Raw genomic sequence first — 15,726 nt, forward strand, 5'->3', positions numbered from 1 at the left:
AATAAATTAAAAAGTTAAATTAATTCCGATAGAATTGGTCATAACAACGGGATAGCTACTACCTCGTCCTGAAGGAGCTTCCGGATCCCATCCATCTAGATAATTTGTAATCGTAAATAAATTCTGTGCGGTGTAGTAAATTCTTAGCTTGGAGATGTTCCAGTTTTCCAATAGGTCATCCTGAAGGTTATATCCAAGTTGCAGGTTCTTCATTCTTAAATAATCTGTACTCTGTAGCCAATAACTTGTGGTTGAATTTTGCGGCATACTTGGGCCATTAATACCATCTATTAATCGAGGTACATCTGTATTTGTGTTATTTGGGGTCCATCTATCCAACCAAATTGAAGACGGTTTTTGTCCATCACCGTTAAGGGCGCCAATAGCATCAAAATCCATGTAGCCGTACCCACCGGTTGCTCCCTGAAAGATGGCCAATAAATCAAAGTTTTTATAGGCTAAACTCAAATTGGCTCCAAAGTTTAGATTAGGGGTAGAGTTACCCAGTAGTACACGATCGTTAGCATCTACCTTTCCATCGCCGGTAGCATCAACATAACGTAGGTCACCGGGTTGAATTTGTCCCGGGTAGAGTGTATTTATAGGGTATGCATCAATATCGGCCTGGGATTGGTGTAATCCATCTGTTTTATATCCATACCAGGAGTCAAGAGATTCTCCTATTCTACGAATTTGGCGACCATCAATAATGTTATTTGTTCCCGCTAGTTTTATTAACTCATTTTGATTATATGCTACATTTCCGCCAAAACCAAAATCTACTTCCCCAAAACGTGTTGAGTAATCAAGGCTTACTTCAATACCTTTATTTTCTAGCTCACCAACGTTATCATAAAAATTATTTAGCGCAAACTCGTTTGGAGCTGGCACCTTCATAATAATACCTTCGGTAAGCTTTTTATAGGCATCTATTGTTAGGTTTAATTTGCGAAATAATCTGGCATCTAGACCAATACCATAACTAGTTGTTTTTTCCCAAATTAATGCTGCATTTTTTGCATTAGAGATAGCAGCACCCGAAGTAATTTCACTATTAAAAGGGTAGTCTATTCCAAGACCCAGTGTTGGAACTGTTGGGTAGTAGTCATCAAGTGCATCCTGGTTACCAAGCTGTCCCCAAGAAGCTCTAAGTTTTAAATTGCTCACAGTTTCTCTAAACCCTTCAAAGAAGTTTTCATCAGAAATTCTCCACCCTGCAGAGAAAGATGGAAAGACCCCAACTCTGTTGTCTTCAGCAAAACGAGATGAAGCGTCAGCCCTTAGGTTGGCTTCAAATAAATAACGACCCAAATAGTCATAATTTACACGTCCAAACCAGGATACCATATTTAATTCCCTTGTATATCCTGTATTTTGCATACCGTTAGATGATCCTGCATCTAAATTAGGAAGTTCGGTGCTAGGGAAATTTTCACGGTACGCAGTGGTTTCTTTAAAATCATAAGATTCGGCATGATAACCGGCTAAAACTCCCAGGTTATGAACATCATTAAAACTATTGTTGTAATTAGCCGTTAAATCAATAGTATTTCGGGTGGTTGTTCTAAGGTCTTCGGTAAGCTTTGTAGGTCCGTGGTATTTATTCTCATTGTATTGGATTTCTTTGTTCATTTCTGAATTGTCCTCTTCTACGTTTCTATGAGAGATAAGGGCTTTTACATTAAAACCTTCAAAAATATCGGCCTGTACAGAACCTATTCCCACAAATGTTTTTCGATTGTAATTAATTTGTGGTCCCATATCTAACCAGGCAATAGGGTTTCCATCTGAAATTGTCCCGTAAGTACCATCTTCATTTTTATATGGTATCCAGGGTGCAATTCTATTTACCTGCCTTATTATCTGGTCTATACCATTACCCACATAAGCATTGTTAGGAGACTCACGATCCATTTGTGTATAGGAAAGGTTCATATTGGTGGTTAACCATTTTTTAGGCGTTACCGTAAGGTTTAACCTTGCATTGTATTCGTTTTTGCCGGTGTGTTTAATAATACCATCTTGTTTTTGGTAGTTAAGAGATGCCCTATACTTTGTGTATTCTGTACCGCCTGAAATTCCCAGGTTATTGGTGCTTACAAAGCCTGATCCCTGGTACAATAAGTCTTGCCAATCTGTATTAGGATGTCCATAAGGATCACTGCCATTTTGAAATAATTCTAAATCATTGTCATCAAATTTGGGAGCTTTTCCACTATTGGCCAGGGCTTCGTTGTATAGTAGGGCATAATCATAAGATCCCAGGTAATCTGGTAATCTTGTGGGGGTTTGCCAGCCTATATTGTTTGTTAATCGTACAGAAGGTTCTCCTGTTTTACCCGTTTTGGTGGTAATAAGAATTACCCCATTTGCAGCTTTAGAACCATAAATTGCGGCTGAGGCTGCATCTTTAAGGACAGAAATATTGGCTATATCGTTGGCCTGTACATCGTTTAATGATCCTTCAACTCCGTCTATCAAAACCATGGGAGAGGCTTCGTTCAGGGTGCCTGTTCCGCGAATCCTAATGGTACCTCCGTCGTTACCCGGCATTCCTGATGATTGATTTACAGATACACCCGGTAGTAAACCTGAAAGACCGGCAGAAACACTGGTCATAGGTCTATCTTCCAGCATGTCCCCGTCTACAGAAGCTACAGATCCCGTTAGGTTTACTTTTTTCTGGGTTCCGAACCCAACAACAACTACCTCATCTAGCGTAGCGGCATCCTGTTCTAAAACAATATCTATGGTAGTTTGACCACTCACCGGTATTTCCTTGGTGGCATAGCCCATATAGCTAACTACCAAAATCGCGTCCTTAGGAGCGCTAATATTGTAGTTTCCATCAAAATCTGTCATGGTGCCGTTATTGGTGCCTTTTTCTACAATGTTAACCCCGGGAAGTGTCATGTTTTTATCAGAAACAGTTCCCGTAATCTCAATTGTTTCCTGTCCTAACATTATGAAAGGGAAAAGTAAAACAATGAAGGTTAATAATAATTTTTTCATAAAATAGTTATAATTAATTAGTTGTTAATGAATGATAAATTGTTATAACGAAAGTTTAAATTTTCGTAAAGTTTGCAATTTCAAACGTTTTACTTACTTATCCAAAAATTATATTATAAAAATGTAATTAATACATTTATCTTTTTAAGAATGCTATTTTTGATAAAAAGTTGATATATAAATTATGTTTTGAGATGTGTTTTGAAGTGGTTTTAATTTAAAATGTTGTGTTATTTGTAAAATATTAAGAAGCTTTATTTTGTGGCTTTTAGAAGATTTAGCATATCGGAAATATAGATGGGGGATAGAGCAGGGGCTGGAAGTCTTCTGTTTAAGAAATTTAAAAAAAAACAGGCTGTCTGAAAAGTCTATTCTCGTCAAGCTGAACTTGTTTCAGCTTCTAACATGTTTTTAATTACCAACACGTTAGATCTTGAAATAAATTCAAGATGACGGTTTTAAAACCTTTTCAGACAGCCTGTTAAAATACTCGCTTATAATTATTGTTTAATTATTGCGTAGGATTTTGAGTTAAGGTTCCAGGGTAAGAGTTAATAGCATCTTGAGGGATATAATATACTACACGGAAATCTGTAGCGGGTATATTCTCAAACTGCTTGTGAGGTCCCGGGTATTCACGGGTAAGTTCTTTTCCATTACGGAATACATCATAACTTCTTTCTGCCTGATAAGCAAGTTCTAACTGGCGCTCCTTATCAATACGCTCACTGGCATTAGTGGCATCTAAATTATCATAACCGGCATCTACAATAGAACGCTCTCTTATAGTGTTTAAATCTTCCAGTGCAGCGCTATAATTGCCTAGTTTAGCATAGGCTTCTGCGCGATTTAAATAGATTTCGCCCAAACGACTAATTACAGGGGAGTGCAAGTGTGATTCTTCTCCTTCAAGGGAGGCTTTTGTAATATAGAATTGTGGATAAACCCTGTTGAGAGTTATATAATTATCTATAACTCCAGTATAGGTTTTTCCATCTTTATACTGAATAGAATAAATCTCCTGATCGGTATCTACAGCAGATAAGGTGTAGGTTTCATCTCCTTCAGAAGCAGTTATGGTATTTCCATTACGGCTGATGTCTGCCTGTACATAGTTTAATACCTCTCCATCTTTTTTAATAAAACGAAATACCTCGGTGTACTCTCCTGTTTCAGAATCCTGGGAATAAGTAGGCCTAATAAATGCAGCACGTGCGTCTACCATATTATAATTATCGGGACGCCAGTCGTTACGGCCTGTTTCGTTTAAAAGGCTTATATACTCGGCACTGGCATACATTTCGCCCCAGCCCATACCGCCTATATTGGCATACATACCTCCAACACCATAATAGTGGTCGTACCCAGAAAATTCTGAGGCTACACGTTTTACAGCGAAAATGGTCTCTGCATTATCTTCTGGAACAAAAGTATTGTATTCCATAAATTGCTCTCTTGGTAGCAAGGAAAATTTACCAGAGTTAATTACTTTATTCGAGTACTCTACTGCAAGTTGGGCATACTCTGTATTTGGCGATTCATAGGTTCCGCTCATATAAAGGTAAATACGGGACAACATAGCTTGAGCTGCTTCTTTTGTAGCGTATATAGGTTCACCTTCTAGAGTAAGTAATTCTTCAGCTTTCTTTAAATCGTCTATGGCTTGTTGGTAACTTTCTGCTACGGTGGCCCTATCTGGAAGTTCCAGGTTAATAACATCATCAGGCGTCCCATTTACAATAGGTACTCCCAGGTTTGATTCCGGATTTTGATAGTAAGGTCGGCCAAATGCACGTGTAAGGTAGAAATACATCATTCCTCTTACATAATATGCCTCTCCCAGATTGTTGTCAATCTCTTCGTTTTCACCTTCAGCAATCATGTTAATAATATTTGATGATTGCGCGATAGCTTTATAACCTGAATCCCAAAACTGGGTTAAACGATAGTTATTTGGAGTTCTGGCATAAGAGATAAATTCGTAAAATGGGTCGGTAGATGAGCCGCGAATCATCATATTATCCCCGGCATATTCTCCCATTCTATGCATAGGGTCGGACCAGGATTTTAACTGGGCATACATACCGTTAATAAGAGATTCAAGAGAAGCATCTGGATCTTCAATCACGCTATCAGAGTCCAGGCTTCCCTGGGGTAATCGATCAATTTCGCAAGCTGAAAGAGCCACTGTAGCGAAAAGTGCTATAATTATTTTTTTCATAGTGTTTCTTTTTAAAATTTCACATTAAGTCCAAGCATAAATTTCCTTGTCATTGGATATACCCCAGGTCCGGTTGAGCCAAGAACAGCGCCGTTATTTGCCGGAATCTCGGGGTCTACACCAGAATAGTCGGTAATCACAAATAGGTTTTCACCCGCTAGCGAAAGTCGCAGGTTGTCAATATTATATTTGCTTAGATCAAAATTGTAGCCCAGCGTTAACGAACGTAACTTTAGGAAATCACTTTTTTCCAGGTAACGGGTAGAAGTAGAATTTCCTTTATCCTGGTTGTTATATCTAGCTACGGGGTGGGTAGCGATATCACCGGGTTCTTCCCAGCGACTCCAACCTGGTTGTAATTTCATTTGGTTACGATCTGTATAGGTTCCGTCTGAGTCATACTCCTGTCTGGAATAATTATAGATTTGTCCTCCAATTGAATAACCAAAAACAGCATTCAGGTCAAATTGTTTGTAATTTAAGCTTGTAGAGAACCCACCAAAGACATCTGGAGATACTTTTCCGGTTTTTTCGAATGTAGCTTCCGAGTAATTAGAGGTGGTGGTTCTTGAGATTTCATTCCCATCGCTGTCCCTATCTACTATATACCACATAGGTAAACCATTTTCAGGGTTTACTCCGGCCCATTCCTTTAGGTAATAGGTGTCTACCGGGCGCCCGGGTTCTAACATTCTTTGTGCAGATCCTGCAATTCCCAAGCCATCACCAACAATAATTGGCCTAACGACATAGTTTCCATTGGCATCTTTAGTTTTATAAAGTTTGGTAAGCTTGTTTACGTTATGCCCTAAGTTTACATCTATGCTCCAGGTGAGGTCCTGGTTACGAATAATATCTCCACCAATGGCAAGTTCAATTCCTTTATTTTGCATCTCACCAATATTCTGCCAGATGCTGGTTACCCCGGTTAAACCACTAATTGGAACCCTGTACAAAATGTTTTCGGTATTTTTTTCGTAATAATCAAAAGTAAGCCTTGCACGATTATCAAATAGGCTCGCGTCAATTCCCGCACCACTAGTATATGTCTTTTCCCAGGTTAGGTTTTCGTTTCCTATTTGGCTAATTAAAGCCCCAGGATTACCATTGTAGCTTGCACCACTTGAAACAGCATAAAGGTCATATTGTGGGTATAGGGAACTCGGGCGATTTCCTACCGAACCGTATGATGCACGTAGTTTTAGAGCATTTACCCAATCGGTTTTAAACCAGTTTTCATTATGGATGTTCCACCCACCACTAAGTGAGAAAAAGTTCCCATACTTGGCATTGTCACCAAAGTTTGAGGCACCATCCCTACGGAAAGAAACCTGCCCCAGGTATTTATTATCATAATCATAATTAGCATTGAAAAGTACCGATTGTACAGCCCATTCACTAATACCACCTTTTGTACGTTCAGGTTTAGCTACTACATCAAGTACTTCAAATCCTGGGATAAACCCGGTGCCATACGCATCTAAAGTTTCACTACGATAGTCGTTATATTCATAGGCTAAAATTCCATTAAAATCATGTTTCCCCCAGTTTTTATTGAATCGTAATATTTGGTTAGTATATTGGCGTGTGTATTCTGAACGGTAATCGGTTATTCTACCATTTACACTTTCACCGGCACTGGAGCGAGGATCAAAATAGCTTTTCGCCTTATAGTGATTATATCTAATGTTGTTTACCGAAGAAAATGTAAGCCAGTCGGTTAGCTCTATGTCAAAATCCAAATTCCCCATAAACTCATAGTTTTTATTGGAAGAGTGGTTCCATTGAAGGTCGTATAGGTAGTTAGTGCTGGCACTGTTTACCCAGTCACTGGAACGATGTGGTACAAGGTTACCATCCTCATCGTACGGGCTATCCCATGGTAAATTAGAATACATGGCCGTGGTAGAATATTGCCTATCCTGAACATCGCGAAGCGAACCATTTATAGATGGTTTTATTTTTAACCAATCTGTTGGTCTATATTCTGTTTTAAAGCGAAAATTATATCGGGTATAATCAAAACCTTTTACGGCTCCCTGCTCATCATATAGCCCCACTGAAGCATACGACCTTAGAGTTTCACTACCGCCTTGTATAGAAACATTGTAATTTTGGGTAAAGCCACTTCGGGTAGCTACATCCCACCAGTCGAAATTACTATTTCTTAAATCAGAATTCCAACGCGGAAACGAGATTTCGTCGGCATTGGTAAACGAAGCATAATAGTCATATAGTTCAGCCCCGTTCATCATTTCCAGGTTCCCGTTATTAAGCTCGTTGATACCTGTTTTTGAAGAAAAACTAATAGTAGTTTCCCCCGGTTTTGCATTTTTAGTAGTTACCACAATAACTCCGTTGGCTCCTTGAGAACCATAAATTGAGGTAGAAGCGGCATCTTTTAAAATCGTCATGGTCTCAATATCGTCCGGATTTAATTCCCCCGGTCCTGAGCCAACAATTACACCATCAATAACCCACAACGGGCTTGTAGTTCCGCTTAAGGTAGCCTGACCTCTAATTACAACACTACCTTTAGAACCTGGTTGTCCAGAACCCGGTGCTACAAATACCCCTGGAGCTTTTCCGTTAAGCATATTTTCAACTGAAGGAGTGGTAACATCTCTTAAATCGTCACCTTCTACAGTTTGTAAAGCACCTGTTAAACTTTCTCTTTTCTGGGCACCGTACCCAACAACCACCACTTCATCTAAAGCAGCGGCATCCTGCTCTAAAACAATGTCTAGCTTAGATTGTCCATTCACTTGCACTTCTTTTGTAGCATAGCCCATATAACTAACTACTAATACGGCATCACTGGGTGCATTAATGGTATAGTTTCCGTCAAAATCTGTCATGGTACCGTTATTGGTCCCCTTTTCCACAATGTTAACACCGGGAAGCGTCATACCTTTTTCTGAAACAGTCCCTGTAATTTCAATTGTTTCCTGCCCCAGCATTATGTAAGGCAAAAACATTACAATGAATGCTAAAAGTGTTTTTTTCATAAACGTTTTTAGTTATTATTTAATGATTAATTGATAAAATGAAAATTTTAACTTTCATATGGTTTGCAATTTTATACGTTTTATTTACTTATCCAAAAGTTAACTTAAAATATGTTGTTTTTTAACATTAAGGTATCTTGAATTAAATAATCATTGGTAGTGTTTTAAGTACTTAATTTTGTTGGTATCGTACTTTTAGGAATGTGATTTTAAGCTTTGAATATGCAAAGTAGTTATATTCAAATTTGAAGATATGTAGCTTTTGATTTTGAAGATAACAGTGTTTAAAGCTTTAAAATGATAGCTTTTTTGAAAGCTTTAATTATTTATATTAAAAGTAATTTCTTATAAAATTACACCTGATGATTATAGTGTAAAAAATGTGAGAGATCATAATGTAGATCTCTCACATTTTAATTGGCACGGCCAAAGGCTGTAATACCCCGAGATAGTTTACTCGGAAAGTAATCCGTTTTCGACGGCCGGAATCCGAAACCGTTCTACTTCGGCATTTTGGTGTGCTTCTTTAAAAATATCGGCTGCTTTTTGTATAATTTCAGGATGGAGGTCAGCCAGGTTAGTGGTTTCAGCAGGATCTTCCTCTAAATTATATAGCTCCAGGCTAGGTTCTTCATTGTTATTGAGGTTTTTTCTAATTACCTTCCAATCATTTATTCGTATCGCAACTTGCCCGCCATATTCAGGAAATTCCCAAAACAGAAATTCGTGTTCTTCCTGTAGATCTTTTTCTCCCAGCAGTGTAGGTAGAAAACTAATACCATCTGTATCCTTGGGTTTAGGGAAACCGGTGAGATCTGCAAGGGTAGCCAGTACATCATATTGAGCTGAAATATGATCTGTTTTTGTTCCCGGTTTAATATGTCCTGGCCAGGAAGCTATCATAGGTACACGAATACCTCCTTCATTAACAAAACCTTTTCCGTAGCCGTATTTGCTTTTAAAAGGTTTGGCACTGTTAAACCAGGGGGAGTCTGAGCCTCCATTAAAAGTGGGGCCATTATCGGAAGTGAAAATAATCATTGTGTTTTCGTAAATACCTTCTTCTTTTAATTGGTCTACTAGTTTACCAACATTTTCATCTAAATAAGAAACCATAGCCGCATAGGTGGCACGCGGATAACGAACCGGGAAATACCCTTTCTCTCCAAGATATGGTTTTTCATCCCCAAATTTTTCAACATAATAATCTACCCAGCGTTTGGGTGCCTGAAGGGGAGCGTGAGGGATGGGAGTAGCCCAATAGAAAAAGAAAGGTTTGTCTTTATTTTCGTTAATAAAACTACTCATAGCATCATATATTAAATCCGGGGTATACTCATTTAGACTGTAGTTTTTATAACTATTTGGATCTATCGGATTGGCCCCCACCGGCAGTTTAGTGTTGGGTGCAATGGTATCGTTATTTAGGTGAACGCGGTTTTCATTTTTGTACAGGTGAACCGGGTAGTAGGTATGCGCCTGACGCTGGTCGTTATATCCGTAGAAAAAATCAAAGCCCATTTTTGTGGGGATAGAATTTGTGTGTGGAGCACCTAATCCCCATTTCCCTGCTATTCCGGTGCGGTAGCCTTCTTTTTGCAGTAATTTGGGAAACAAAACGGTATTCTCCGGAACTGGGCGTTGGCCTTCCAGGGTAGAGTCCTGGATCACCGCTCTATAATCCCAGACTTTACCACGCTCCCTCCATTCGTCATTTCCACGTATATAAGCATTTCCCGAATGTTTTCCTGTAAGTAACATATAGCGTGCAGGGGCACAAACCGGGGCGCTCGTATAATGTTGGGTAAACATCATCCCGTTTTTAGCCAGGGCATCTATGTTTGGGGTTTCAATTTTTTCCTGTCCATAGATCCCTAATTCGCCATAACCAAGATCATCTGCCAGGATATAAATAATATTGGGTTTGATGTTTTCATTTTCTTTATCGCTCTTTTTTTCTTGCTTGTTGGCACAGGAAAAAAAGCTAAGAATTATAAGAGGCAGAATACCGGCTTTACGAAGTAGTTTCATATTTGGGATTTTATGATTTAATGGTTGCCAATTAAATGAAATTGGAATTTAAATATTAAAAAAATCGATTCGGCTTGATATATAATTAGGGGTTTAGCAGCTTTAAAACGCTTAATACCGCATTATGATCGGATGCAATGCTATCCTGAATTACTTTGGTTTCAACAAGTTCCCAGTGATGTTTTGGGTAAAACATAACATAATCAATTTTTATATTTGGCTTGTTTGAAGGATAGGTGGGGACAGCACTTTTTTTATCGTAAGAGGCCTGCCACTTTTCTTCCAATAAATTTATGGTTGGGCTTCCAGGTATGTCGTTCAAATCGCCTGCGAGTACTGCTGGATACTCCAGTTTATCGGTTAGCTTATGGATGGCCCGGGCTTGTTTTAGCCTGTCTTTACCTTCTTCCAAATGGTCAAAATGGGTGGCAATAAACTGTATGGTATCTCCGGTAGTTGTTACCAGAGTGGCAAGTCCCGCCGCCTTTGGTTCGTTTTGAGGTGCATGGGGCAGACTTACATTTTCGGTTTTAATAAATGAAGTGCGGGACAACAGCCCTTCCCCGTATTCACCGCCATCATAATCCATTGCTTTTATAAATACAGGAGTTAATCCTGTTTTAACGGCAAGCTCGCTAAGGATATCCCTTTTGTTTACCCTGTTGGTTTTAAAGTCTACTTCCTGCAAGGCAACAAGATCTGGATTTGTTTTTTTGATTAAATCGGCAATAATATCCAGATCAAAATTCCCGTTGGTATTGGCACCGTGAAGAATGTTATAGGTAAGTACGCGAACTTCGGTACTTTTTTCCTTCTGTGCAGTTCCATTAACTACACTAAACAAGCATAAAGCCAGGCTTAAAAATAAAATTTTAATTTTCATGGAATATGATTTTACAGAGAATGAAGTTTTTTCCGGGCCTGTTTTATAATTTCTGAAGCTGATGCCGTTTCAAGATGCTCTAAAGTAAATTGAGATTCGATCTCTTCAAGTTTTTTTAAGGCCGCTATATTGTTGTTCTTTTTAAACTCATCTCTAAGAATCTGTAGTTTTTCAAAAGACTGAATTCCCGCCAGTAGTTTTTCAAATCGCAAAGAACTTCTTCCTTCAGGGTAAATAAAATAGGTATCCCCGGCGGCCCAGGTAGTAAACCTGCTGTCTAGTAGTGGTTCTAATACCCAGCTATTATAAGCCCAACGTAAGAATCCATCTAAATTACTGGCCGATGCATACCAGGCGTACCATTCGGTTTCAGCGGGGCCGCTAAAAGTAAAACTGTTAGGTGCGGTATGACTGCAACTTGTATAAAAGGTTGAAATTTTGCCCGATTCCTTTCTTTGTTTCAAAACTTCGGGCGCAAAACTGCTTTCCATACTAAGGCAATAATCATCTACATAAGGATATAGTTCAGGATGTTTGGCACCGGCAAAAGAGATTTTAAAATTTTTATCGGCTTTATGAATCACTTTAATAGTTTCCTGCATGGTTTCCATAGGGCGTTCGTCCATCGCGATATAGGTTTTTTCAAACCAGCCTTTTTGTTTTAAATGCTTTGAAAAAGAAGATAACATGGCTACCCAAACTTCTTCATACAGTTCCTCACCGGGTTGGGTTTCCAGATATTGGGTTTTATTGGAAGCTTCATCAAAATAAGCAAAGGTAAGTTTCCAGGGAATCATGGTATAAGCATTAATTTGTTTGGTTACACCAAGATTCATCATAAACTCCACCCATTTATCAAACACATCAAAATTAAACACCCATTCCCCATTCATTTTTTTGGTCCAGCGCACCATAGAATTAAAAGGATCGTGGGTTTGGCCATCCCAGGGACGGTCAATAATACTGGCGGTTATAGATTTACCTCCTGCATTGGCATAAGGAGTCATTTCTTTTTTAAGGGCATCAAAATGTGCCTTACTCCATAAATTGGTTTGATAATAGCGCGCTACTGCATAGGGGTTCTGCCAAAGATCTAAATGAAAATTCCAATCTTTTGGTTTGGGCAACACGCGCTCACTTACATTTATTGAAATTGGAAGTTTTTGAATTGTTTTTGATGCAGAGCGTATTTTTATAGTTCCGGAATACAAACCGGGACTTACATTTTCCGGTACTTTTATAGACAGCCACCCCGGTCTGCTAGTATTTTTCTCTACTTCTAAATTAGGGTTTATATGATCTATCACATCAGCTACAAGGGTAGAATCGAAGTTGGCGGGATTTCGATGTCCGCAGGCTCCTTTTCTGTCTTTATTAAGTTCATCGGTTAAAACATAGCGTACAAATGCGCTTTCCATATTATCTTTTGAAATACGGCTTTTTGTCGATTTATGTTGTAAATCTGAAAGTTCTACTGAAATATCCAGATCTTTTTTTCCGGCAGAAACAACCCATTGTGCAGAAACCTTCTCGCCTCTCCAGGCTTGTAGCTCTATTTTTTTGGAAAGTGTATTTTTTGAAACAGGCTCTTCTTTTTTATAACGTTTATTGGTATCTCCCCAGCCAACTATGGTTTTGTTGTTTTTTTTCCATTCCTGAAGTGGAGTAGAGGTGGGGTTGTCTAATTCGGTATAAGAACCTAAGGGGAATTTTTTCTGTCCGGTATTTTGACCTGAGTGGGTAACACCTTCCGGCACCTGGGAAAACAAGCTTCCTGATAGGAAAATAAAGCTCAGTAAAAAGACAGGATTTAATGATTTCATGCTTAATTTTTTTAATATGCTAAGTTTTAGCCTAATTTAAGATTTGTAAGTATTTATTTGTTTAAAAGTAGTATTATTTTCCTTAGCTACCATATTTTTAAAAATTTTGCTTTTAATTTCTTTCGAAAAGAAGATTTTTACGGTATAAGTTCCTTTTTCAAAAACTTTGGGTTTAAAATTTTTAGTATTTATTTTAATGGAATAGATCAATTCATTTTTATCATTAAATACTGAAATTACCGGTTTTAGGTTGGTTTTAAATCTCAATTCGGGTAACCAGGCTATAGCTTTTCTAGCATAATTATCTTGCTGGGAAATGGTAATTGGCCATCCGGGATTTTGATTTTCGGGTGTTGGTTTAACAAGTCGCGGCCAACATTCAGTTTTAATAGTCCTTTTTTCTTTATTAAAAGTAACCAGGCCATAACCGGTTGCCCGTTGACTAAGGATTTTAGGTTCTTGTGTGCTTTTATGCGGATTGGCGACGGCTAGCACACTTAATTTATTTCCAAAACCATCAATAAAATCGCCGGTGTAGGAAGGTTTTTTAAAAGTATGTTTAGAGAAATCTACAGGCGGCCAAAATCTTCTGGGCCAAATATTATTTAAGGCAGGCCCGGCAAAGGCATAGCCGCTATCTCCGTGATTTTGTACTCCATATTGAATGAATGATCCCAAATGTTGGTCTCCCGCAATATGAAAGGCAAAAGCCTTTCTAATAATTGTAATAGCTTCATCCCGTTTGTTGGCCGGCCAACCATTACTGTCCATATCTACCGTAAAGTCATCACCTTCTACATATTTCCCTTTTTCAGGAATAGCAAGCGATGGTACTACCTGATCGGTCAATTCATTTTTAGGTAGTGTAGCAACCGTAGCAAAGTTGGTTTGAGATAAGACAGCTTTCATTTCTGCACCATTTTCCCAATCCTCAACCCAATCTTCTAAAAATTTGTGCTGACGTTTGCCAAGTAATTCAGCTTCTATATTTTTATGCTTTTTTATATCAAAATCGGGATTGGTAATAAAGCCGTTCCACACTTTTGCTTCTTTGGGGAGTACATTTTTTGGAGCCGATTTAAATTTACGATCTTCCAATATGGCAAAGCTAATTCCGCCATAATTCCAATGTGTATAATAAACATTTATACCTTGCTTTACCGGTGTGGGATCAAATGGATCTGGAAGGTGGCTGGTTTGGGTAAACTGGATCATATTTACCCAATCTGCCGGCATTTTATAACCTCCCGAATCCTGGGCAGCAGCTCCAAAGTTTTTACTGGTATCGGCATTTTTTCCACTTTCACCCCAAACATTTCCATGATAAACATCATGGTCGTCGGGTATTATTGCACAGGGCTTGTGCCTAAATAGCTCGCGATAGGACCACCCAAACATATACCATTTTCTAAGATAATCCAGGCTGGTTTCCTCCAGGTTTCCGTTATAGGTAGCACCAAAGCCTCCGGTGCCTTCATAAAATTGATCTCCCAAAAACATTATAATATCCGGATTTAAAAGCCCCATATTGCTTACCACATCATTATCGGGAAAACCATAATCAAAATTGCAGCTAAAAACAGCCGCTTTTACTTCTTCTTTTTGTTTAGGCTCCCGGGCAATTGTTCCTTTGTATTCATATCTAATCGTTTCACTTTTTAAGGGAATTTCGGCTACTACGCGATAAGGTATAGCTTCCTTAAACTCCCATTTTGGGACTACAAAATTTATGGCACGGCTGGAAGCTTTAAAACTACTTCCAACTTCAGGTAATTTTGTAGATTGCTCCCTTTGCCATTGTCCGTCTTTAAAAAAATCCAGGTATACTTGGTGCCCGTCAATAGCTTCAAAAGGAGTACACTGGGCCGTTAGCTTTAATTTCTGATTGTGAAGTGTATATTGTGCAAAACAAATAGGGCCAAATAACTGAGTTTTTTTTGATTGAAGTTTTTCAGAAGAAATCTCCCAATCTGCAAAAGCCACAAAGTCTTCAGAAGTACTTTCTGTACTTTCAATATGCGACAGAAGAGCAAAATTACCTGCCAGCGATTGTGAAGGCAAGTTTGTACTTTTATCAGAAAAAAGTTTATTGCCGGTGGCTAAATCTTTAAGTGTAATTTCTAAAAGGTACTTATTATTTTGAGCTAAGGCTTTTATTTTCAGGTTTAGTTCTTTAGGCCAGGATTCTAATGAGGTGGGGATTAAAGTATCTCCCACTTTAATATCACCATCGGCGGAAAGACCAATATCGACACCCTGCCCAAAAACTGCTGAAGAGCGGTAATCTTCAAAACGACCTTTAGCGCCCAATCGCATTCCTATACAAGAGCCTTCCCCCATTTGAAATCCGGCTTCAGGTAAATGAATGTTAACCTGGGTTTGAAATGTTTCCGGGGTATCAGGTTTTTGTAAAGTTAATAGGTGTAGACTACGGTTTTTTTCTTTTACCCTACAGATTGCTTTAGCATCTTTTAATTGCCAATCCTGTAGTCTGTTTCCCCAGTATTCAGGACCAACCCATTTTATGTCTGGCCAATTCTCCCAATTACTTCTGAATAAAACCTCTTGTGGCCTACCCCAAATTTTTTCTAAATTTAGGGCGCCTGGGATAAAAGCGGGCGCTATAGCTCCTAAAGAAATGGTCTTTATATATTTTCTGCGATCCATGATAATTGATTTAATGCTTTTTTTATAATGTTTTGTGGAACCTAAAGGTTGTGTGAGATTGTTTGATTTTTAAGTTATTTG

General features: G+C 38.5%; 7 protein-coding genes. All 7 read right to left on the reverse strand.

Annotation, left to right across the window (positions count from 1 at the left end; genetic code table 11):
• Window positions 1-6: 6 nt before the first annotated feature.
• A complete protein-coding gene (locus tag GUB10_RS06645; protein WP_193710658.1) occupies window positions 7-3,012 on the reverse strand; it encodes a TonB-dependent receptor in 3,006 nt (1,001 codons plus the stop codon).
• A 511-nt stretch (window positions 3,013-3,523) separates the two neighbouring features.
• Window positions 3,524-5,233: a RagB/SusD family nutrient uptake outer membrane protein gene (locus GUB10_RS06650; RefSeq protein ID WP_193710659.1), complete on the reverse strand. Its 1,710-nt coding sequence runs from the start codon at window positions 5,231-5,233 to the stop codon at window positions 3,524-3,526.
• 11 nt (window positions 5,234-5,244) lie between these two features.
• Window positions 5,245-8,241, reverse strand: coding sequence for a TonB-dependent receptor (locus GUB10_RS06655; protein ID WP_193710660.1), 2,997 nt, complete (start codon window positions 8,239-8,241; stop codon window positions 5,245-5,247).
• A gap of 453 nt (window positions 8,242-8,694) precedes the next feature.
• A complete protein-coding gene (locus tag GUB10_RS06660) occupies window positions 8,695-10,272 on the reverse strand; it encodes an arylsulfatase (RefSeq protein WP_193710661.1) in 1,578 nt (525 codons plus the stop codon).
• An 85-nt stretch (window positions 10,273-10,357) separates the two neighbouring features.
• On the reverse strand, window positions 10,358-11,155 hold the full coding sequence (locus GUB10_RS06665; protein WP_193710662.1) for an endonuclease/exonuclease/phosphatase family protein: 798 nt from the start codon (window positions 11,153-11,155) through the stop codon (window positions 10,358-10,360).
• Window positions 11,156-11,166: 11 nt separating this feature from the next.
• Complete coding sequence (locus GUB10_RS06670) at window positions 11,167-12,978, reverse strand: DUF4091 domain-containing protein (RefSeq protein WP_193710663.1); 1,812 nt, start codon at window positions 12,976-12,978, stop codon at window positions 11,167-11,169.
• A gap of 36 nt (window positions 12,979-13,014) precedes the next feature.
• The gene (locus GUB10_RS06675; protein WP_193710664.1) at window positions 13,015-15,645 is read right to left on the reverse strand and encodes an alkaline phosphatase D family protein; all 2,631 of its coding nucleotides are present in this window, start codon (window positions 15,643-15,645) and stop codon (window positions 13,015-13,017) included.
• Window positions 15,646-15,726: the final 81 nt, after the last annotated feature.

The sequence above is a fragment of the Salegentibacter sp. BLCTC genome (genome assembly GCF_015143665.1).
GTDB classification, from domain to species: Bacteria; Bacteroidota; Bacteroidia; order Flavobacteriales; family Flavobacteriaceae; genus Salegentibacter; species Salegentibacter maritimus.